The sequence below is a fragment of the Streptomyces yaizuensis genome (assembly GCF_034961445.1).
Classification (GTDB): domain Bacteria; phylum Actinomycetota; class Actinomycetes; order Streptomycetales; family Streptomycetaceae; genus Streptomyces; species Streptomyces yaizuensis.
Genome location: NZ_BSBI01000004.1, coordinates 46,598 through 66,788 on the forward strand (window position 1 = coordinate 46,598; position 20,191 = coordinate 66,788).

At 73.2% G+C, this 20,191-nt stretch carries 14 protein-coding genes; 10 read left to right on the forward strand and 4 right to left on the reverse strand.

Annotated elements, in window-relative coordinates; translation table 11 throughout:
* The first annotated feature begins 34 nt into the window (after positions 1 to 34).
* The 10 genes from SYYSPA8_RS11295 to SYYSPA8_RS11340 all read left to right on the forward strand — a co-directional run bounded on the left by SYYSPA8_RS11295 (position 35) and on the right by SYYSPA8_RS11340 (position 14,253).
* The gene (locus SYYSPA8_RS11295) at positions 35 to 1,555 is read left to right on the forward strand and encodes a flavin monoamine oxidase family protein (RefSeq protein ID WP_323446949.1); all 1,521 of its coding nucleotides are present in this window, start codon (positions 35 to 37) and stop codon (positions 1,553 to 1,555) included.
* Entirely contained in the window at positions 1,552 to 5,010 is a 3,459-nt protein-coding gene (locus tag SYYSPA8_RS11300) for a ferritin-like domain-containing protein (protein WP_323446950.1), read from the forward strand. The genes SYYSPA8_RS11295 and SYYSPA8_RS11300 overlap by 4 nt, the downstream gene beginning before the upstream one ends.
* 71 nt (positions 5,011 to 5,081) lie before the next feature.
* Positions 5,082 to 6,356: a cytochrome P450 gene (locus SYYSPA8_RS11305; protein ID WP_323446951.1), complete on the forward strand. Its 1,275-nt coding sequence runs from the start codon at positions 5,082 to 5,084 to the stop codon at positions 6,354 to 6,356.
* Between the two features lie 56 nt (positions 6,357 to 6,412).
* Entirely contained in the window at positions 6,413 to 7,312 is a 900-nt protein-coding gene (locus tag SYYSPA8_RS11310; protein ID WP_323446952.1) for a methyltransferase domain-containing protein, read from the forward strand.
* A gap of 17 nt (positions 7,313 to 7,329) precedes the next feature.
* Positions 7,330 to 8,766: an NDP-hexose 2,3-dehydratase family protein gene (locus tag SYYSPA8_RS11315; RefSeq protein ID WP_323446953.1), complete on the forward strand. Its 1,437-nt coding sequence runs from the start codon at positions 7,330 to 7,332 to the stop codon at positions 8,764 to 8,766.
* A complete protein-coding gene (locus SYYSPA8_RS11320; RefSeq protein ID WP_323446954.1) occupies positions 8,763 to 9,833 on the forward strand; it encodes an NAD-dependent epimerase/dehydratase family protein in 1,071 nt (356 codons plus the stop codon). The genes SYYSPA8_RS11315 and SYYSPA8_RS11320 overlap by 4 nt, the downstream gene beginning before the upstream one ends.
* 19 nt (positions 9,834 to 9,852) lie before the next feature.
* Entirely contained in the window at positions 9,853 to 10,962 is a 1,110-nt protein-coding gene (locus SYYSPA8_RS11325) for a DegT/DnrJ/EryC1/StrS family aminotransferase (protein ID WP_323446955.1), read from the forward strand.
* 34 nt (positions 10,963 to 10,996) lie between these two features.
* A complete protein-coding gene (locus SYYSPA8_RS11330) occupies positions 10,997 to 11,635 on the forward strand; it encodes a dTDP-4-dehydrorhamnose 3,5-epimerase family protein (protein ID WP_323446956.1) in 639 nt (212 codons plus the stop codon).
* 66 nt (positions 11,636 to 11,701) lie between these two features.
* Entirely contained in the window at positions 11,702 to 12,547 is an 846-nt protein-coding gene (locus SYYSPA8_RS11335) for an SAM-dependent methyltransferase (protein WP_323446957.1), read from the forward strand.
* A 65-nt stretch (positions 12,548 to 12,612) separates the two neighbouring features.
* The gene (locus SYYSPA8_RS11340) at positions 12,613 to 14,253 is read left to right on the forward strand and encodes an FAD-dependent monooxygenase (RefSeq protein WP_323446958.1); all 1,641 of its coding nucleotides are present in this window, start codon (positions 12,613 to 12,615) and stop codon (positions 14,251 to 14,253) included.
* 67 nt (positions 14,254 to 14,320) lie between these two features.
* Here SYYSPA8_RS11340 and SYYSPA8_RS11345 read toward each other — a convergent pair whose 3' ends face one another.
* The 4 genes from SYYSPA8_RS11345 to SYYSPA8_RS11360 form a co-directional block, all read right to left on the reverse strand.
* Positions 14,321 to 14,515 carry a hypothetical protein gene (locus tag SYYSPA8_RS11345; RefSeq protein WP_323446959.1) on the reverse strand — a complete coding sequence of 65 codons (195 nt, stop codon included), beginning with the start codon at positions 14,513 to 14,515 and terminating at the stop codon, positions 14,321 to 14,323.
* A gap of 552 nt (positions 14,516 to 15,067) precedes the next feature.
* Complete coding sequence (locus tag SYYSPA8_RS11350) at positions 15,068 to 15,664, reverse strand: DUF4352 domain-containing protein (protein ID WP_323446960.1); 597 nt, start codon at positions 15,662 to 15,664, stop codon at positions 15,068 to 15,070.
* Positions 15,665 to 15,890: 226 nt separating this feature from the next.
* Positions 15,891 to 16,148, reverse strand: a complete 258-nt coding sequence (locus SYYSPA8_RS11355) for a hypothetical protein (protein WP_323446961.1) — start codon at positions 16,146 to 16,148, stop codon at positions 15,891 to 15,893.
* A 288-nt stretch (positions 16,149 to 16,436) separates the two neighbouring features.
* Positions 16,437 to 19,685 (reverse strand): amidohydrolase family protein, encoded by a 3,249-nt coding sequence (locus tag SYYSPA8_RS11360; RefSeq protein ID WP_323446962.1) that lies wholly within the window; start codon positions 19,683 to 19,685, stop codon positions 16,437 to 16,439.
* Positions 19,686 to 20,191 lie beyond the last annotated feature (506 nt).

The window sequence follows — 20,191 nt, forward strand, 5'->3', positions numbered from 1 at the left end:
TCCGGCGTTGGACATCTCGTACTGGAGGAAACCTGTGGCGGAACTCTTGCACGAGATGGACGGAACGGACAGCGGAATCGACGGACCCAAGCGGATCACCGTCATCGGCGCCGGCATAGCCGGTCTGGTCGCGGCGTACGAGTTGGAACGCCTCGGACATCACGTTCAGGTCATCGAAGCGAGCCATGAGATAGGCGGCCGCATTCACACCCACCGATTTCCCGGCGGCGGCGGCCAGGCCGGCCCCTTCGCCGAGCTGGGAGCGATGCGGATCCCCGCGGGACACCGGCTGACCATGCACTACATCGCCGAACTCGGCCTCCAGAACCAGGTACGCGAATTCCGGACGCTGTTCTCCGACGCGGCCGCCTATCTGCCAGGACCCTCGGGATTCCTCCGGGTGCGCGACGCGCATGAAACCCTGGTCGGCGAGTTCGCCGCCCGGGTGCCCGGCCGCCCGTACCGGGAGAACACCCTGCTGTTCGGCGCCTGGCTGGAGGCCAGTATCAGGGCCATCGCCCCCCGCCCGTACTACGAGCGACTGCGCAGCGAGATCGATGTCGAATTGCTGAACCTCATCGATCACATCGATCTGACACCGTACCGTTGCGGCAGCGCGGGAAACAGAATCGACCTGCACGCCTTCTTCGCCGACCACCCCCAGGTGCGGTCGTTCTGCCCGCCGCGCCTCGAACGATTCCTGGACGACGTACTGGACGAGACCAGCTCCACCATCGTGCGGCTGCGGAACGGGATGGACGCGCTCCCCCAGCGGGTCGCCTCCCGGATCCGGGGGAGAATCTCGACCGGCCACGAGGTGGTGGGCATCCAGGTCCGGGACGACGGGGTGACGCTGCGGATCCGCCAGGGCATCAGGACCCTCTCCAAGACCTGCGACTACGTGGTGTGCACCATCCCGTTCACGGTGCTCAGAAGGATGCGGCTGACCGGATTCGACCAGAACAAACTGGACATCGTCCAGCAGACGAAGTACTGGCCGGCCACGAAGGTGGCCTTCCACTGCCGCGAACCCTTCTGGGAGAAGGACGGGATCAGCGGCGGCGCCTCCTTCACCGGCGGGCATGTGCGGCAGACGTACTACCCGCCCGCCGAGGGCGACCCGGCGTTCGGCGCGGTACTGCTCGCGAGCTACAGCATCGGCCCGGACGCCGACGCGCTCGGCCGGCTCAGCGAGGTGGAACGGAACGGGATCATCACCAGGGAGCTGAGCGTGATCCACCCCGAGCTGCGCGAGCCGGGCATGGTCCTGGGCGTCGCGGGCCGGGCCTGGGGCGCGCGCCGGTGGTCCTGGGGAGCGGCCACCGTCCGCTGGGGCCAGGAGGCCAGCCTCCGCGAGGCCGAGCGGCGGGAGGCGGCCCGGCCGCAGAAGGGACTCTTCTTCGCGGGCGAGCACTGTTCCTCCAAACCCGCGTGGATCGAGGGCGCGATCGAGTCGGCGATCGACGTCGCGCACGAGATCCAGTGGTACCGGCCGCGCGCGAACCGGGTGTTCGCCGCCGCCGCCCGGCTCAGCCGCTCCGGCGAGCCCGCATGAGCGTCTTCGACCTGCCCCGGCTGCACTTCCACGGCTCGGCGACGACCCATCTGCCCACCGGCGCGCGCAGCGGTCTCGTCGACCTGGCGACCAACACGGCGCTCACCGACGACGGGCGGCCCTTCCCGGCGCACCGCCCGCCCACCGAGTACCACGACCACCTCGACCGGCTGGGGCCGAGGTACGGCAGCGACGGCCGCCCGGCGCCCGACGGGCCGTTCAGCGCCGCCAAGGGCGAGGACTTCGCCGGCAACGGGCACTTCTCGATCGACGCGCGGATCGTCGCCGCCGAGGGCCGTGCGGGCGACGTCGACACCACGGACCCGGTGGTCGGGCGCGGGGTCGACATGTGGGGCCACTACAACGAGTACCTGGCCACGACCGTCAACCGGGCCCGCGTCTTCGACGTCGATCCGTCCTCCGACTGGACCACGACCCTCATGGTCGGACAGTTCTCCTTCGGCCGCGACGGACGCTCCCACGACGTCGGGTACATGGCCACCGGCGCCGTCCACGGCTTCCACCCCCCGCGATGGCACAACTCCGGCCACGCCGCCGACATCGGCGACCACTGGCTGGCGGGGCGGCTGCGCCGGTCCGTCGTCCACCAGTTCGTCGTGGCCGGGGACGAGGAGCTGACCTGGCTGGAGGAGGCGGACGCCTCCCCGGCCGTGCGGCGGCTGAGGGCCACGGTCGCCACCGAGGGGATCGGCGGCCTGGTGGTGCAGTTCGCGCTCAGCCACCTCGCCGCACCGGACGCACCCGACCGGCCGGGCCGGTGGCGGCTGCGCGGGACGATCGCCCCCTGGCGCCCGCACGAGCCGCGCACCTACCCGGCGGGCCGGCTGCTCGTACCGGACCGCCGCCTACCGGGCAGCTGCGTACTTGACCGCGAAGTGCCAGACGGCCGCGTACTTGACCGCGAAGTACCGGACGGCCGCGTACCGGGCAGCTGCTCACCTGACCGGGCGGCCCCCGGCGGGCTGCACAACCTCACCGTCGAGGTGACGGACGAACACGTCACCCTCAACATGATCACCGCCCTGCCGACGACCGGGGCGGAGGCCGGTTCCCCCGTACCGGTCGACGTCGGAGACCTGGAGCTGCGTACGGCGGACACTGGCCGGCTGGTGGCCCGGATACCCCGGCAGGCCTACCTCGGGGATGCGTACGCCCTGGCCGGCGGCCTGGTGACGGTTCCCGCCGAGCTGCCGGCGAGCGCGGCGGCGGGGGAGGCGCTGCACCTGGTGGGCACCGCCCCCGGCGGACCGGCGGTGCACCTGCGGGAGAAGGAGATCAACGTCCAGACGGACGACGCGTCCCTCTTCCTGGAGCACCCGAGCAGCCCGGATGACGCCGACCACGATGTCGACGTGCTCGTACGGTCCTTCGTCCGGGGCCGCCCGGCCGCCGTCGCCGGGATCGGCGTACGGCAGTACTTCAACCCCCGTGCCCTCCCGCGCGACCCGGCCGCGCGCTCCCCCGAGGCGCGGTCCTCCGACATCGACATCGTCCGGCTGCGGGCAGGCCGCCGCGACGGCTCCGGCACCTGGTCGAGCACCTGCGCCCTGGAGACGGACGACGCGGGCCACGGATGGTTCACCCTGCGGGGCGCGGCGGCCGGCACCGCCCGCGTCCTGCTCTCCACCGGCGCCGGTGACCTGCCGTGCGACGCGGACCTCCCCGGCTCCGCCGCCCTCGGCCACGACCACGACGACGCCCTCGGCTACTGGCCGGGCGCGGGCCATCTCGCGGTACGGGTGCTTCCCGACGACCGGCGCCTGTCCGGCACCGGCCAGGACGAGGCGACCTTCGACCTGCTGTACACGGAGGTCTTCGCCTTCTACGAGCAGCTGTACTCCTTCATGAAGGCGGAGGTCTTCAGCCTGGCCGACCGGTGCAAGGTGGAGACGTACGCGAAGCTGATCTGGCAGATGTGCGACCCGCGCAACAAGGCGAAGACGTACTACATGCCGCCGACCCGGGACCTGTCCGAGCCGAAGGCACGGCTCCTGCTCACGTTTCTGCGCGCTCAGCAGGCCCCGGACGAGGTCCTGGTGACCGTACCGGCGACCTCCCGCCGCAGCGGAAGGATCACCACCAGGGGCGGGCTCGTCCGGGCGCTCCGCGACGCCGCCGCGCTCGAACTGGCCGTCATGCTCCAGTACCTGTACGCGGCCTACTCCGTGCCCACGCACGGCGCCGGCCTGGCCTACGTGCGGCAGGGCACCTGGACGCCCGAGCAACTGAGGCTGGCCTGCGGCGACGGCGGCGAGACCCGCGACGGGGGCATCCGCGGGACGCTGCTCGACATCGCCCGCGAGGAGATGATCCACTTCCTCCTCGTCAACAACGTCCTCACCGCCGTGGGCGAGCCCTTCCACGTACCCCGCATCGACTTCTCCACCATCAACCACCGGTCGCCGGTGCCGCTGGACTTCTCCCTGGAGCGGCTGGGCGCCGGCAGCGTCGAACGGTTCACGCTGATCGAGCGGCCGGACGGCCTCGTCGGCGAGGTGCGGCGGGGCGACCCGGCGGCGGCCCCCGCGTACGTCGAGTCCGGGGACGTCGAATCCGGGGATGGCGAGTCCGAGGACCGGCACCAGCACCCCTACGCCTCGCTGAGCGAGCTGTACGCGGACATCCGCGAAGGCCTGCGGCGCGTCCCCGGCCTCTTCCTGGTGGAGAAGGGCAGGGGCGGCGGGGAACACCATCTCTTCCTGCGGGAGTCGGTCAACCGGCACCACCCCGACTACCAGCTCGAAGTGGACGACCTCACCAGCGCGCTGTTCGCGATCGACGTCATCACGGAGCAGGGCGAGGGCGGCGTCCTCGCCGGGGCGCAAGGACCGCCGCGCACCGCCGCCGAGCCGTCGCACTACGAAGCGTTCCTGCGCATCGGCGACCTGCTGCGCGACCCACCGGCCACGGGTACGCGGCAGCACCACTCACGGTCCGGCCAACGGTCCGGCCAACGGTCCGGCCCACGGTGGAGCCCCGCCTACCCCGTCGTACGGAACCCGACCCTCGGGCAGGGGAACCCGGCCATGGAGACCGTCACCGACCCCGACGCCCGGACGGTCATGCGGCTGTTCAACCGTTCCTACTTCATGGCGCTTCAGCTCATGGTGCAGCACTTCGGCGAGCGCCCGGACGCGAGCCTGCGGCGGTCCGACCTGATGAACGCGGCGATCGACATGATGACGGGGCTGATGCGCCCGCTGGCGGAACTGCTGGTGACCCTGCCGTCGGGACGGCGGGGCACGACCGCCGGGCCGTCGTTCGAGCTGACCGGGCAGCCCGCGCCCACAGCCCGTCCGGACGTGGCCAGGCGCGGCATCGCACTCCGCCTCGACCACCTCGCGGCGGAGTGCGGCAAGTCCCCCCTGGTGCCCGACCGCGTGGGGCGGATGAGCGCGTTCTGGGCCGACCACTTCCGGCCACCGAGCCTCTAGGACACCCCGTCCCCAGGCGCCGCGTCCCCAGGACAGCCGCCGTCCCGCTGCTGCCGACCGAAGGAGAGCGCATGCCACCCGCGACGACGCTGCCGCGGTTCGACCTCAAGGGCTGGGACAGGAAGGACATCGCCCACCCGTACCCGGTGTACCGGCGCTACCGGGAGACCGCGCCGGTCCACCGCGGGGCCCCGCGCACCGGCGAGCCCGACACCTTCTACGTCTTCTCCTACGACGAGGTCGCCCGGGTGCTGTCGAGCCGCCGCTTCGGCCGGGACGCGCGGGTGGCGTCCGCCGGGGCAGCCGCCGTGTCCGGCCCCGTCCCCGCCGAGTACCGGGCCCTGCGGACCATGGTCGAGAACTGGCTCGTCTTCATGGACCCGCCGCGCCACACCGAACTGCGCTCCCTGCTCGGCACCGGGTTCTCCCCGCCGGTCGTCGCCGGTCTGCGGCCCCGCATCACGCGCATCGCGCGGGAACTTCTGGAACGGCTCGCCAGGCACCGGGAAACCGACCTGGTCGACGGCTTCGCGGCACCCTTCCCCCTCCTCGTCGTCTCCGAACTCCTCGGCCTGCCGCAGGAGCACCACCCCTGGCTCCGCGCCACCGCCGTCGCCCTCCAGGAGGCCGGCACCACCCGGTCGCGCTCCGGCGGCGGCCCCGCGCGGGCCGAGGCCGCCGCGCGGGACCTCGCCCGCTACTTCCGCCGGGAGATACGCCGCCGCGGCGGGGACGACGGCGGTGACCTGCTCTCCTTCCTCGTCCGTGCCCGGGACCGGGGTGCGTCGCTGACCGTGGACGGCATCGTGGGCACGGGTGTCCATCTCCTCACCGCCGGACACGAGACCACCACCAACCTCCTGACGAAGACGGTGCTGGCCCTGCGGGCGCACCCGCGGATCCTCGCCGAACTGCGCGGCACTCCCGCGCTGCTGCCGGGGGCGGTCGAGGAGTTCCTGCGCTACGACCCGCCGGTGCAGGCCGTGACGCGATGGGCGTACGAGGACATCCGCATCGGCGGGTACGAGGTGCCGCGCGGCAGCCGTGTGGTCGCCCTGCTGGGCTCCGCCAACCGCGACCCCGCGCGCTTCCCGGACCCCGACGCCCTGGACCTGCGCCGCCCCGCCGACCGGAACCTGGGCTTCGGTCTGGGCGTCCACTACTGCCTCGGCGCGACGCTGGCCCGGGCCGAGGCCGAGATCGGCCTCAGGGCGCTGCTGGACGGCCTGCCGGGGCTGGACCGCGGCGGTCAGCGGGTCGACTACGCCGACGACATGGTCTTCCACGGGCCGACCCGTCTGGTGCTCGACCTGTCCGACCGCCCACGCCCGTCCCCGTCCCCGTGATGGCGATCCGCAGCGACACATCGAAACCGACGAAACTGTGTGAAAGGCAGGCAGTCATGACGCAGAACCTCGACACCACCCCGGGCGATGTCGGCCGGGCGTACGACCAGTTCGCCGAGATCGGCGCCACGAGCAGCCTGGGCGGCAACATCCACGTGGGCTACTGGGACGACGTCCACGCCGCCGCCGACCCCCACACCGCCGCCGACCCCCACACCGCCCACGACACCCGCGAGGCCGGCGGCGCCCGCGACATCCCCATCGCCGAGGCCACCGACCACCTCACCGACCTCGTCGCCGACCGTCTCGCCCTCCGCCCCGGCCGCCACCTCCTGGACGTGGGCTGCGGCAACGGCTTCCCGGCGCTGCGCGTCGCGGAGGCGCGGGACCTGACCGTCACCGGCGTCACCGTCAGCGCCCAGCAGGTCGCCGAGGCGGCGGAGCGTGCGGGTCGCTCCGCCGCCCGCGACCGGGCCACCTTCCTGCTCGCCGACGCCATGGACCTCCCCTTCGAGGACGGATCCTTCGACGGGGCCTGGGCGATCGAATCGCTGGTGCACATGACCGACCAGGCCACCGCCCTGGCGGAGATCCACCGCGTGGTCCGCCCCGGCGGCCGTCTCGTCATCTCCGACCTGTGCCTGCGCCGGCCGTTCACCGGCGCCGACACGGCCGTACTGGACGGCATGAAGCGCGTCTACCAGCTCGCCCGGATCAACACGCCCGACGAGCACCGCGCCCGCCTGGCGGAAACGGGCTGGGAGCTGCTGGAGCTGACGGACATCGGCGAACAGGTCCGCCCCAGCTACCGGCACGGCGCCGCCGCCTTCCGGGAACTCGCCGCCTCCCTCGACGCCGAAGCGGCGCAGCGGATCACCACGGCCGCCGAGGTGATGGAGGCGTTCGGGAAGCACCCGGACACCGGCTATGTCCTGATCACCGCGCAGCGGTCCTGACCCGCCGGGAGTTCCCCATGTCGTCCTGTATCGGCCCCCCACCCGCCGCCCCCACCGCCGTGCGCCCGCGCGAGGACCGCGAACAGGCCGAACGCATCGCGCTGTCGGCCGCGACCCGCCACGGGGCGCACCTGCGCACCGAGGATGTCCACGCCTGGCTGGCCGAACGCCGCCGCGCCCACGTCTTCCAGGTGGACCGCGTCCCGTTCGAGGAGCTGGACGCGTGGCGGTTCGAGCGCGGCACCGGCAACCTCGTACACCGCAGCGGGCGGTTCTTCGCCGTCGAGGGCATGCATGTCGTGGAACACGACGGGCCCTACGGCGACGGCCCCCGCCGGGACTGGCAGCAGCCCGTCATCATCCAGTCCGAAGTGGGCATCCTCGGCATCCTGGGCAAGGAGATCGACGGGGTGCTGCACTTCCTGATGCAGGCCAAGATGGAGCCCGGCAACATCAACCTGCTGCAACTGTCACCGACCGTGCAGGCCACCCGCAGCAACTACACGCGGGCCCACGGCGGCACGGACGTGAAGCTGGTCGACTACTTCGTCCGGCCCGACCGCGACCGTGTCATCGCCGACGTCCTCCAGTCGGAGCAGGGCGCCTGGTTCCTCCGCAAGTCCAACCGCAACATGGTCGTGGAGACCGCCGACGACATCCCCGCGCTGGACGACTTCCGCTGGCTCACCCTCGGCCAGATCGCCGAACTGCTCCACCACGACGACCTGGTCAACATGAACGCCAGGACCGTGCTGTCCTGCCTGCCGTACCGGGACACGACACCCGGCGCGGCGCTCTCCGACGTACAGCTCCTGTCCTGGTTCACGGGCGAGCGCTCCCGCCACGACGTGCGCGTCCGGCGCGTACCGCTGGCCTCCGTGCGCGGCTGGAAGCAGGGTGCCGACGCGATCGAGCACGAGGAGGGCCGCCACTTCAGGGTCGTCGCCGTGTCCGTGAAGGCCGGCAACCGCGAAGTGGCCGGCTGGACCCAGCCGCTGATCGAACCCGTCGGCCTGGGGATCGTGGCGTTCCTCGTACACGACATCGGGGGAGTGCCGCACGTACTGGTCCACGCCCGCGCCGAGGGCGGCTTCCTGGACACGGTCGAGCTGGCCCCGACCGTCCAGTGCGCGCCCGGCAACCACGCCCACCTGCCGCCGGCGGACCGCCCGCCGTTCCTCGACGCCGTCCTGAGCGCCCCCCGGTCCCGCATCCGCTACCAGGCCGTTCACTCCGAGGAGGGCGGACGGTTCCTGCACGCCAGGAGCCGGTATCTCGCCGTCGACGCCGACGGGACGAGGGCCGCGCTCGACCCGCCACCCGGCTACGCCTGGGTCACCCCGGGCCAGCTCAGGGCCCTCACCCGGCACGGGCACTATCTCAACGTCGAGGCGCGCACGCTCCTGGCCTGCATCAACGCCATGGCGGCAGGCCCCGGGGGAGGTGCGGCATGAACCACCCACCACAGGCCCCCGGGCCGCCACCACAGGCCCCCGGGCCGCCACCACAGGCCGTCGGGCCGACACCGCAGGTCCCCGGGCCGCTGATCACCGTGCTCGGCGCCTCCGGCTTCGTGGGGTCGGCCGTCGTCCGGGCCCTGGCACAGCGCCCCGTCCGCCTGCGGGCCGTGGCGCGCAGACCCGTCGCACCCGTCCCCGGCCCCGCCGAGACCACCGTCGTCACCGCCGACCTCACCGACCGGGCCGCCCTCGCCGAGGCGGTCGCGGGCTCGGACGCGGTCATCCACCTGCTCCTGGCCGACGGCGGCTGGCGGGCGGCCGGGACCGACCCGGGAGCCGAACGCGTCAACGTGGGCGTGATGCGGGACCTCGTCGGCCTCCTTGGGCCGGTCACCGGCGCCGGTACGCCCCCACTGGTGGTGTACGGCGGCGCCGCCTCGCAGGTCGGCGTGCCGCCCCGGGAACCGCTCGACGGCAGCGAGCCCGACCACCCCGGCACCGACTACGACCGGCAGAAGCTGACGGCCGAACGGATCCTGAAGCAGGCCACGGCCGACGGCCGGGTCCGCGGCATCAGCCTGCGCCTGCCCACGGTGTTCGGCGAGAGCGCCGCGCCCGGCGCAGCCGACCGGGGCGTCGTGTCCGCCATGGCACGGCGGGCCCTCGCGGGCGAGCCGCTCACCATGTGGCACGACGGCACCGTACGGCGTGACCTCGTCCATGTCGGCGATGTCGCGGCGGCGTTCACGGCGGCGCTCGACCACCCGGACGCCCTGGTGGGCGGCCACTGGCTGATCGGCGCCGGCCGGGGCGACGCGCTCGGCGACGTCTTCCGGCTCGTCGCCCGTGCCACGTCCGAGCACACGGGACGGCCCCCGGTCGCCGTGGTGTCCGTGGACCCGCCCGCGCACGCCCCCGCGACCGACTTCCACAGCGTGACGATCGACTCCTCCCCGTTCCGGGCGGCCACCGGCTGGCACCCCGGGACATCGCTGCCCGAGGGGGTGCGCCGGACGGTCGCCGCCCTGGCCACGGGCACCTCCGCCGCGGAACACCTCTGATGAAAGGAAGGGCCGGCACATGACCGTACGTGTATGGGACTACCTGGCGGAGTACGAGGCCGAGCGACCGGACCTCCTGGACGCCGTGGAAACGGTCTTCAGCTCGGGACAGCTCGTGCTCGGCAGGAGCGTGCACGGCTTCGAGGAGGAGTTCGCCGCCTACCACGGAGCGGACCACTGCGTCAGTGTCGACAACGGAACGAACGCCATCAAACTGGGACTCCAGGCGCTGGGTATCGGACCGGGCGACGAGGTGATCACCGTGTCCAACACCGCCGCGCCCACCGTGGTCGCCATCGACGCGACCGGCGCCACCCCCGTCTTCGTCGACATCCGCGCGGACGACCACCTCATGGACACCGACCAGGTGGCGGCGGCGATCACCGGACGCACGCGGTGCCTCCTGCCGGTGCACCTGTACGGGCAGTGCGTGGACATGGCCCCCCTGAAGGAGCTGGCCACCCGGCACGGGCTGACCATCCTGGAGGACTGCGCCCAGGCCCACGGCGCCCGGCAGGGCGGCACACCGGCGGGCACGACCGGGGACGCGGCCGCCTTCTCCTTCTACCCGACGAAGGTCCTCGGCGCGTACGGCGACGGCGGCGCGGTGATCACCTCGGACGGGTCCGTGGCCGAACGCCTGCGGCGGCTGCGGTACTACGGCATGGAGGAGCGCTACTACACGCTGGAGACACCCGGCCACAACTGCCGTCTGGACGAGGTCCAGGCCGAGATCCTGCGACGCAAGCTCCGCCGGCTCGACACGTACATCGCCGGCCGCCGCGCCGTCGCCCGGCGCTACGCCGACGGCCTCGCCGGCACCGGCCTCGGACTTCCGCGCATCGCCCCGGGCAACGACCACGTGTACTACGTGTACGTGGTGCGCCACCCCCGGCGCGACGACATCATCGACCGCCTCAGGTCCTACGACATCCAGCTGAACATCAGCTATCCGTGGCCCGTGCACACCATGACCGGATTCGCCCACCTCGGATACGCCACGGGCTCGCTTCCGGTCACCGAGGCGCTGGCCGCCGAGATCTTCTCGCTGCCGATGTACCCCTCGCTCACCCCCGACCTCCAGGACAAGGTCATCCACGCGGTCCGCGAGGTACTCGCCACGCTCTGAGCAGCCGATCCGTTCACGAGTCGAGGGAGCAGCCATGAGAGCACGCCCACTTGCCGTCGAGGGAGCCATCGAGTTCACCCCCCGTGTCTATCCCGACGAACGGGGCCTGTTCATCTCGCCCTATCAGGAGAAGGCGTTCACCGAGGCGCACGGCGGCCCCCTCTTCCGGGTCGCGCAGACCAACCACAGCCTGTCCCGGCGCGGGGTGGTCCGGGGCATCCACTTCACCGCGACGCCGCCCGGCACCGCGAAGTACGTCTACTGCGCCCGTGGTGAGGCCCTGGACATCGTGGTCGACATCAGGGTCGGCTCACCCACGTTCGGCTGGTGGGACTCGGTCCTGATGAACCAGCGGGACCACCGGGCGGCCTATCTCCCCGTCGGGGTGGGCCACGCGTTCGTGGCGCTCCAGGACGACACCGTCATGTCGTACATGCTCTCCGAGAGCTATGTACCGGAGAACGAACTCTCCCTGTCCGTCCTCGATCCGGCGCTCGGGCTGCCCGTCACCAGGGACACCGGACCGATCCTCTCCGAACGGGACGGTACGGCGATCACGCTGGCCGAGGCGCGGCGGCAGGGCCTGCTGCCGGAGTATGCCCGCTGTCAGGAGATCGAGTGGGGACGCTTCCCGGCGGCTGGCGCGGCCGCTGCCGCGATCGCGGACGCCTGACGCACCGACCACGGGGAGCCCTCACCCCTCCATCCCTTCCATCTCTTCCGTTGAAAGGCAGTTGCCATGACCGACACCGCTCCGAGCATCCCCGTACCGGCAGCCGTCGGTGAGCTGTACGACCGGCTGACGCGGACCGCGATGAGCGACGGCACCTTCAACCCCAACGTCCACATCGGCTACTGGGACACACCGGACTCCGAGGCGACGATCGAGGAGGCGATGGACCGGCTCACCGACATCTTCATCGACCGGATGGGCGTGGACGGCTCGTCCCACGTTCTCGACCTGGGCTGCGGGGTGGGCGGGCCCGGCCTGCGGGTCGTCGCGCACACCGGCGCACGGGTCACCGGCATCAGTATCAGCGAGGAGCAGATCAGGACCGCCAACCAGCTGGCGGCCGACGCCGGGTTCGCCGACCGGGCCGCCTTCCGGCACGGCGACGCGATGAAGCGGCTCCCCTTCGCCGACGGGTCCTTCGACGCCGTCATGGCCCTGGAGTCGATCTGCCACATGCCGGACCGGCAGCAGGTGCTCACCGAGGTGTGCCGGGTCCTCGCCCCCGGCGGCAGGCTCGTCCTCACCGACGTCTTCGAACGCGCCCCGCGCAAGCCGGTCCGGCACCCGGGCATCGACACGTTCTGCCGCGGCCTCATGGCGACCATGGCCGACATCGACGACTACGTCGCCCTGCTCCACCGCTCGGGCCTGCGACTGCGCGGCATCCTCGACGTCACGGAGCAGACCACCCTGCGCACCGGCCGAGAGCTGGCGAAACTGGCGGCCGCCGAGGACCGCCCGGCGGCCATGGACGAGCGGAACTTCCTCTTCTCCGACGATGCCTTCCACCCGTCCGACCTGGCGGGCGTCGAGGACTTCGGCTGCCTCCTGGTCACCGCCGAACGCCCCTGAGCGCTTGAGCCCTGTGCGCGTGGAAGGGCCCGCGCGACGGACCCACGACGAAAGGCAGGAACATCATGACGCGTTCCGGTGAGTCGACGGATGTGCTGGTCGTGGGCGGCGGCCCGGTCGGCATGGCGCTGGCGCTGGACCTGACGTACCGGGGGATCGACTGCGTGGTCGCCGACGCGGGCGACGGACAGGTCCACCACCCCAAGGTGAGCACGATCGGCCCCCGTTCGATGGAACTCTTCCGCCGCTGGGGGGTCGCGGACGCCGTCCGGAACGCCGGCTGGCCCGGCGACCACCCCCTGGACATCGCCTGGGTCACCCGGGTCGGCGGCCATGAGATCCACCGCTACCGCCGTGGCACAGCGGCGAACCGCCCCGCCTTCGCGCACACCCCCGAACCCGACCAGATCTGCCCGGCACACTGGCTGAATCCGGTCCTGACACGGGCCGTCGGCATCCACCCCGAAGGCCCGCTGCGCCTCCGCACCACCGTCGACCGCGTCCAGCAGGCCGACGACCACGTCGCCGCCACCCTCACCGACCACACCACGGGCACGACCGGCACCGTACGGGCGCGGTACGTCGTCGCCTGCGACGGCGCCGCCTCCCCCATCCGCCGGGCGTGCGGCATCGACGCCCCGGCCCGCCACCGTCCGCAGGTCTTCCGCAACATCCTCTTCCGCGCCCCCGAACTGGGGGACCTGCTCGGCGAGCGCGCCGCCCTCGTCCACTTCCTCCTGCTGTCGTCCACGCTGCGCTTCCCGCTGCGCGCGCTGAACGGCAGCGACCTGTACAACCTGGTCGTGGGCGTGGACGACGACACCGCCGCCCGGGTCGACGCGCTGTCCCTGATCAGGGCCGCCCTCGTGCCCGACACCCCGGTGGAGCTGCTGAGCGACGGCGAGTGGCACCTCACCCACCGGGTCGCCGACCGCTACCGGGCCGGCCGGGTCCTCCTCGCCGGCGACGCCGCCCACACCCTGTCGCCCTCCGGCGGCTTCGGCCTCAACACCGGCCTCGGCGACGCCGCCGACCTGGGCTGGAAACTCGCCGCGACCCTGAACGGCTGGGCCGGGCACCACCTGCTCGACACCTACGACACCGAACGCAGACCGATCGCGCTGGAGAGCCTGGAGGAGGCCAACCACCACCTCCAGCGCACCCTCCGCAGGGAGGTGCCACCCGAGATCCACCTCGACGGGCCCGAGGGCGAGCGGGCCCGGAAGGAGATGGCAGGACGGCTGGAGAGCAGCGGCGTACAGCGGGAGTTCGACGCCCCGGAGATCCACTTCGGGCTGCGCTACCGGTCCCCGGCCATCATCGAGGACCCCGACGTGCCGGCCCGCCCCGGCGGACCGGACGCCGACTGGCGCCCCGGCAGCGAGCCGGGCTACCGCGCCGCCCACGCGTGGTGGGACGCCACCACGTCCACGCTCGACCTGTTCGGCCAGGGCTTCGTCCTGCTGTGCTTCGCCACGCCCGATGCCGGGGCCGCTGCCGACGGGCTCGCGGGAATCGAGCGCGCCTTTGCCGGCCGGGGTGTGCCCCTGACCGTCAGGACCGGTGGCGACGCGGAGGTCGCGAGGGTCTACGAACGGCCCTTCGTACTGGTCCGCCCGGACGGCCATGTGGCATGGCGCGGCGACGACCTGCCCCGGGACCCGGCGGCGTTCGCCGACACCGTACGGGGCGCCCGGGCGGGGTGACCGGCCCGCGCGGGCCGGGTCCTGACATCCGCGTCAGGCCCCGGCCCTCCCCCCCGGCCCTGACCCGTCAGCGGGGCGCGGCCGCCCGGGTGCAGTGCCGGCAGACGTACCGGGCCCGCAGGAGAAGCTGCATCGCCTCCGGATCCTGGTGCACGGCACAGAGCCACGAGGGCTCGGCGGCCGCCGGCAGGTCGTGCTTGAGGTACTGCCACAGGGTGAAACGGGGCCCGCCATGGCCGTCGGGCCTGCTGTCGCTGCTCATCGCCGCTGATGTCCTCGCTGCCACCGGCGCCCTCGCACGGCGCGACCGGGACGTCGGTCTCGCGCGCGCCGAGGCCGCGGCCGTTGGCGTCGTCGAAGGGATCCTGCCCATGGAAGGGCACTTCCCGTTGTAGCGGATAGCGCTGGAATGCGGGAGGGGGACGGCAGGATTCCTGCTCGGCAGGACGTTTTTCGGCCATGGTCGCCGGGGCGGGCGCGGGGCACGGTTCGGCTGCGAAGACCTCCCGGCTTCCCGGCTTTCCGGCTTCCTGGCTTCCCGGACGCGTCGCAGGATGTCGGTCCTCCGGCAGCAGGCCGTCGCCGTCCGGGACCACCACGACATCCGCGCCGCCGCGATCCCGCGGCCGGTGCACGCCGGCGTTCCTGCCACCGGGAACGCCGGGGGACGGAGAGGCCGGAGCCGAACGCTTCGCCGCCGGCATCGATGACCCGGCCCGCATCCTCCTGGTCGCGGACGGCCCGGTGACGCCGGCCCGGTGACGCCGGCCCGCACCGGGCTTCCCTGCCCCGACGGTCACGGGCACGTGGGGGCCTACCCCTTGGGGATCCTCCAGTCGACGGACTCGCCCTGCTCCGGCGCGTACACAAGGTGCTCGGGCCGCTTGTCGCCGGGTACGGGGAAGGCGACCAGGCCGCGCGCGCACTGGCCGGGCTTGAGGGATCTGTCCATCGGGAACTCCGGCTTCGGCATGTCACCGCCGGTGGAACCGGTGATCTCGATGGAGGTGCCGTCGCTGTAGACCAGCGACCACGGGAACTGGCTGACGGAGAACTTTCCGGCGATGTCGCAGATCTTGACGTCCGCCGTCGCCCAGGTGTCACCGCCCTGGAAGTCGGCGGGTGCCTCGGGCTGCGGCCCCTTGTAGGGCTGCTGATAGCTCAGCGCCTGGACGGTGAAACGGATGCCGTTCTCCGGCTCGGCGATCTCCCTCTGGGCGCCCATCCTGAGCGCGCCGACGGGCTCTGCCTCGGTGGGCGTACTCGGGCTCGCGGTGACGGTCTTCGTCACCGTGACGGTCGGTGCGGGCTTTGCTTCGTCGCCGCTGCTGTCACTGCCGCAGGCGGTGAGAGCGGTGAGAGCGGTGAGGGCGAGCAGACTGCCCGCGATCGCCGTCTTGGTGGTGCGCATGGTCCCCCCGGATGTGTGGTGCGGGGATCATGGTGCGACAGAGTTCACGGTTGCGGGGCAACAGTGATCGGACTGTGACTCACGAAGGGCGGCCATACAGGGCGGCGACTGCGGGGAAGCGCCGGCGTACCCTGGCGGACCCCGTTCGACGGGGCTCGACACCACTACCTGATCGGCCCGTTGCCGCTGCTGTCGCGGCCCCGGGCCGATCGGCTCGGCTCCGGTCCTACCGCTCGGCGGGCTGGTCGGCCGATGCGGGTGCCGGTGCGGGGGCGGCCAGGCCGAGGCCGAGGCGGTCCAGGACCGATTCGACGGCCGGGAGGGCCATCACGCGGGTCACCGCGCCCGCGATGGCCAGGGCGCCGGCGACCCAGGGGAGGGTGGCCGGGATGCCGGAGGCGTCGACCACGCCGGGGAGGACCGCCGCCACGGCGACGGCGGTCTGGAAGGTCGTGCGGATCGTGCGCTTCGAGGTGTCCTTCATGAGGATGTCCCCCTCAGGGTGGGCGGGTTCGCGAATTCGTGCGCGGCCGTCCCGGAGGGCTCGGGCCGCGGCAGCGCAGGCACGCGGGAGTACACGCGTTGGGACACGCGTGTGCACGCGACCGCGCCGCAGTGAGGTGGCGGAGGAGAGAAGAGACAGGGCGGCGGAATGGCACGCCCAGTCCTTTCATGCCCGTTCGGAGGGGGTTTGGAACGTCCCGGAGGAGTCTGTCTCCTCTCGTGCCCCGACGGGCACGGGCCCCCGGGGCGGCCGCCCGGCGCACCCCTGTCAGCCGTGCCGCTGGTCGCAGCAGCCGTCACGCGTCATCAGATCGGCCACCGCGCCCCAGTCCGTCCCGGCGGCACGCCCGGTGGGGCCGGGCGCCGGGAAGGCGTCCTCCAGTGCCGACCGTTCGTGGACCGTTCCGCCCCGTACCGCCGTGACGACGCGGATCAGCGTGTCGAAGTCCGCGAACGGGTCCCCGTCCACGATCGTCAGATCCGCCAGCCGGCCCGCCGCCACCGTGCCGAGGTCCCGTTCCGCGCCGAAGACCCGCGCGGGCGCGGACGTCACCGTCGTCAGGGCCTCCGCCGGGCTCAGCCCGTACCGGTGCAGCGCGCGCAGCCCCAGGTGCAGATGGAGCCCGACCGGCGTCAGCGGCGCGTCGGTGCCGAGGACGACCTCGCCGCCGTCCCGCAGCACACGGCGGTAGAGGCCCACCTCGCGCTCCAGCACCCCGAGTTCCCTCTCCGACGGCGGCTTCACCGCCCGCGCGTCCACGGTCTGCACGTCCCACGGCGGCATCATCCCCCGGACCCGCCGGTCGGCCGCGACCGAAGGGTCCGCTCCGATCAGCGGGATCGCCGTGAACGGGGTGGCGATCAGCTGGAACCGGCCCTCCGTGTACACGTGCTCGGTGTCCTCGTACGTATGTCCCCCGGGCGTGGCCCCGTGCCCGTACTCCGCCCGTTCGGTCGCGATCAGATGCGTCGTCAGGTCCTGCCCGGACTGGAGCCCCGCCGAGCACAGATGACTGCCGCTGAGCACCCCCAGTCCCTCGTGGGCCCGGTCGGCGGCCGCGGCCATGAAATCGTACGGGGCCCGTACATATGTCTTGACGAAGTCCCAGTCCAGCGCCGTGCCCCGGGCCAGCGAACGCGCGAGACCGGCCCGCGTGCGGTGCGCGCGGCCCATGCTGTAGCCGACCCGGGAGCCGTCCAGCAGCTCACCCGTCGCCAGCAGCCGGGGCGCCACCAGCGCGCCCGCCGCGATGTCGTCCCGCAGCCGCGCCTGCTCGTACGCGAAACCCCCCAGGGAGACGGTGGTGGTGATCCCGTACGCGAGGTACAGGGCGCCCTGCCGTGCCCCGTACGTGTACGGCCAGGGGTGCGTGTGCGCGTCCCACAGGCCCGGCAGGACCGTCTGCCCGGACGCGTCGACGCTGCGGGCCGCCGGCCGTCCGGGGCGGTGCGGTTCGACCGCACGGATCCGGCCATCGGTGATCAGTACGTCGACATCGGAACGGGGTGGCGTGCCGGTACCGTCCCACAGCAGCCCCGCGTGGACCACCGTGTCGACGGGGGCGGGCCGCCGGACGTCCAGCGACACCGGGACGGTCCGGGGCGGGCCGGCAGGGTGGCCCTCCGCGTCGACGCGGAGCAGCCGCAGCCGCCCGTTCGACTGGTACAGCAGCGTACGCGCGTCACCCGACCAGGAGGGGTGGTCCGCCGGCTCGTCGGTGAGGAGGAGGGCCGCGCCCGTGGGGGTGCCGTCCGCGTCCACCGGCAGCAGCCACAGCGCGGACTCGCTGACGCAGGCCAGCCACCGACCGTCCGGCGACCAGACCGGGCCCGACGCGTACCGGTCGGAGAGCGAGACGTACGGCCCCACCGCGTGCAGCCGGGACTCCGCGGTGACGGTGTCGACCACCCGGACGAGGTTGTGCCCCTCCCGGAAGCGGAAGTTCAGCCGGTTGCGGTCGCAGAGGGCGATCCGGCGGCCGTCCGGGGACCAGCTCGGGCGGCCCGGCAGCCCGCCGCCGCCCAGGGGCGCGGCGAGCGTCCGCTCGGTTCCGGCGGCGAGGTCCCGGACGACCAGGTTCCCCGCGAGGTCGAGGCAGGCCAGCCGGGTGCCGTCGGGCGAGGGCACGGCCTGTACCCGGCCGGCGGGCGTGAGCACGGTCTCGGTGCCGTCGGCGAGGTCCCGCCGGCGGACCGTGTTCAGGCCCGTGCGGTCGTCCGTCCAGATCAGGGCACGCCCGTCCGGACTCCACACCGGCCCCTGGACGTACGCGGTCGCCGGCGCGGCGACGATCCGGCGCGGCGTCCCGCCCGACGTGCCCACGGTCCACAGCGCGTTGAGCGCCGCGAACGCGATGTGGCGGCCGTCCGGCGACAGCTGCGGCAGATGCACCCCGCGCGCCGGACGCGGGCGCTCCGCCTCCAGCGCGTACGACTTCACCGTGTACCGGGGCCTGCGCACCCGCAGCGTCGCGTCCAGCGGCACCGCAGTGCCGCTGCTGGTGGCGGTACTGGTGCCGGTGCCGGTCCTGTCCCGGTGCGGCCGGACGATCCGGAACCGGCCGTCGACCGTCAGCAGCAGCCGCTCGTCGTCGGCCCAGCGCGGCGGCGCGGGCGCCAGGTCGCCTTCCAGCCGCACCGGCTCCCCGTCCACGAAGAGGGTGATCGTGTCGGTCCGGGGACCCGGCAGGGCGTGGAGCCACGCGATCCGCCCGGCCGGGGAGACGGCCGGGGTGAGCAGATTGCCCTCGGCGGCGGTGTGTTCCACGACGACCGGGCCCACAGCGGTGTCCCCGGGGGCCGCCGGTACGGAGGCGATCGTCCGCGACACCAGCGCGGGCGCGGTGAACCGGCCGCGTACGAACAGCACGCGCGAGCCGTCCGCCGACCACACCGGGTCGAAGTCCTCCCAGGGGCCGTCCTGCCCGGGGCCCGCCTGGCCCGGCAATCCGGTGAGCCGGGTGAGGCGGCCGTCGCGCACGTCGACCGTCCAGACGCGGTACGGGCTGCCCGTGACGGGGTCGCCGCCGCGTTCCGAGGAGAACGCCAGGCGGGTGCCGTCAGGCGACCACGCGGGCGCCCGGTCGTCGAAGGGGCCGCCGGTGAGGCGGCGCAGGCCCGAGCCGTCCGCGTGCATCACCCAGAGGGCGAAGAAGCCTCCCCGGAAGGCGCTCATCGCCACCGTGCGGCCGTCCGGCGAGAACACCGGACGGGTCGGTTCCAGGTCCGGTGGCGTCAACGGTGTCGCGGGCGAACCGTCCCGGGGCACCGCCCACAGGACGTTCTGCACCTCGGCGACGATCCGCCCGCTCCGCGCGGCCACGGTCGCGGCACCGTTAGTCGCCCGGGTGAAGCGGACGGCGACCAGGTCGGTACCAGGGGCGGCCGGGCCGGAGTGGACGGAGGGGGCGGTGCCCACGGCGTCGAGGGCGAGCCCGGCGGGGAGCGCGAGCCCGGCGGCCGCCGAACCGGATGCGGCCCTGAGGAAGTCTCTGCGGGGGAGGGGCGAAGGCTGCACGGTGTCTCCTCGCGTGAGCGTACGGCGTGCCCGGACGTCCGCCGGCCGCGCGGCGCGGAGCGCGGCGGCGGGCGTGTCGCCAGGGCCCGGGGCCGGCGTCCGTTCGCGGCCGTCAGCGTGGTGCGTAGGGTACGGGCGCGGCGGCCCGGGTACGAGGGCGCCCGGCACGCCGTTGACCGGGATCGCGCGGGGCGCCGTCGGCGGTGCACCGGGGACGACACGGTCCCTGCGACCGTCCGTCCGCTGCGCGCCGGGCCACCGGTTCCTCCAAAGGCGGATCCCCGGTGCACCGGTACGGGGTGCCGCGGACGGCCGGTTGACCGGGAGCGTCACCGGTACGGGGTGCCGGGTGTGGCCGGAATCCACCCCTGCGGGCGGGTGGCGCACCGGCCGTGGACACGCGGCCCCTCCGCCCTGCCCCGCCCCGGTGCGACCACCCCGTGCCCGTGCCTGGTCGACTCCCGTACTGACGTGCAGTCTTCACCACCACGACCAGTGACACCGCA

Bases quoted from the DNA above. Each gene is read 5' to 3' on its own strand.
- SYYSPA8_RS11300 (WP_323446950.1), top strand. From the start codon at position 1,552: ATGAGCGTCTTCGACCTGCCCCGGCTGCACTTCCACGGCTCGGCGACG.
- SYYSPA8_RS11305 (WP_323446951.1), top strand. From the start codon at position 5,082: ATGCCACCCGCGACGACGCTGCCGCGGTTCGACCTCAAGGGCTGGGAC.
- SYYSPA8_RS11310 (WP_323446952.1), top strand. From the start codon at position 6,413: ATGACGCAGAACCTCGACACCACCCCGGGCGATGTCGGCCGGGCGTAC.
- SYYSPA8_RS11315 (WP_323446953.1), top strand. From the start codon at position 7,330: ATGTCGTCCTGTATCGGCCCCCCACCCGCCGCCCCCACCGCCGTGCGC.
- SYYSPA8_RS11320 (WP_323446954.1), top strand. From the start codon at position 8,763: ATGAACCACCCACCACAGGCCCCCGGGCCGCCACCACAGGCCCCCGGG.
- SYYSPA8_RS11325 (WP_323446955.1), top strand. From the start codon at position 9,853: ATGACCGTACGTGTATGGGACTACCTGGCGGAGTACGAGGCCGAGCGA.
- SYYSPA8_RS11330 (WP_323446956.1), top strand. From the start codon at position 10,997: ATGAGAGCACGCCCACTTGCCGTCGAGGGAGCCATCGAGTTCACCCCC.
- SYYSPA8_RS11335 (WP_323446957.1), top strand. From the start codon at position 11,702: ATGACCGACACCGCTCCGAGCATCCCCGTACCGGCAGCCGTCGGTGAG.
- SYYSPA8_RS11340 (WP_323446958.1), top strand. From the start codon at position 12,613: ATGACGCGTTCCGGTGAGTCGACGGATGTGCTGGTCGTGGGCGGCGGC.
- SYYSPA8_RS11345 (WP_323446959.1), bottom strand. From the start codon at position 14,515: ATGAGCAGCGACAGCAGGCCCGACGGCCATGGCGGGCCCCGTTTCACC.
- SYYSPA8_RS11350 (WP_323446960.1), bottom strand. From the start codon at position 15,664: ATGCGCACCACCAAGACGGCGATCGCGGGCAGTCTGCTCGCCCTCACC.
- SYYSPA8_RS11355 (WP_323446961.1), bottom strand. From the start codon at position 16,148: ATGAAGGACACCTCGAAGCGCACGATCCGCACGACCTTCCAGACCGCC.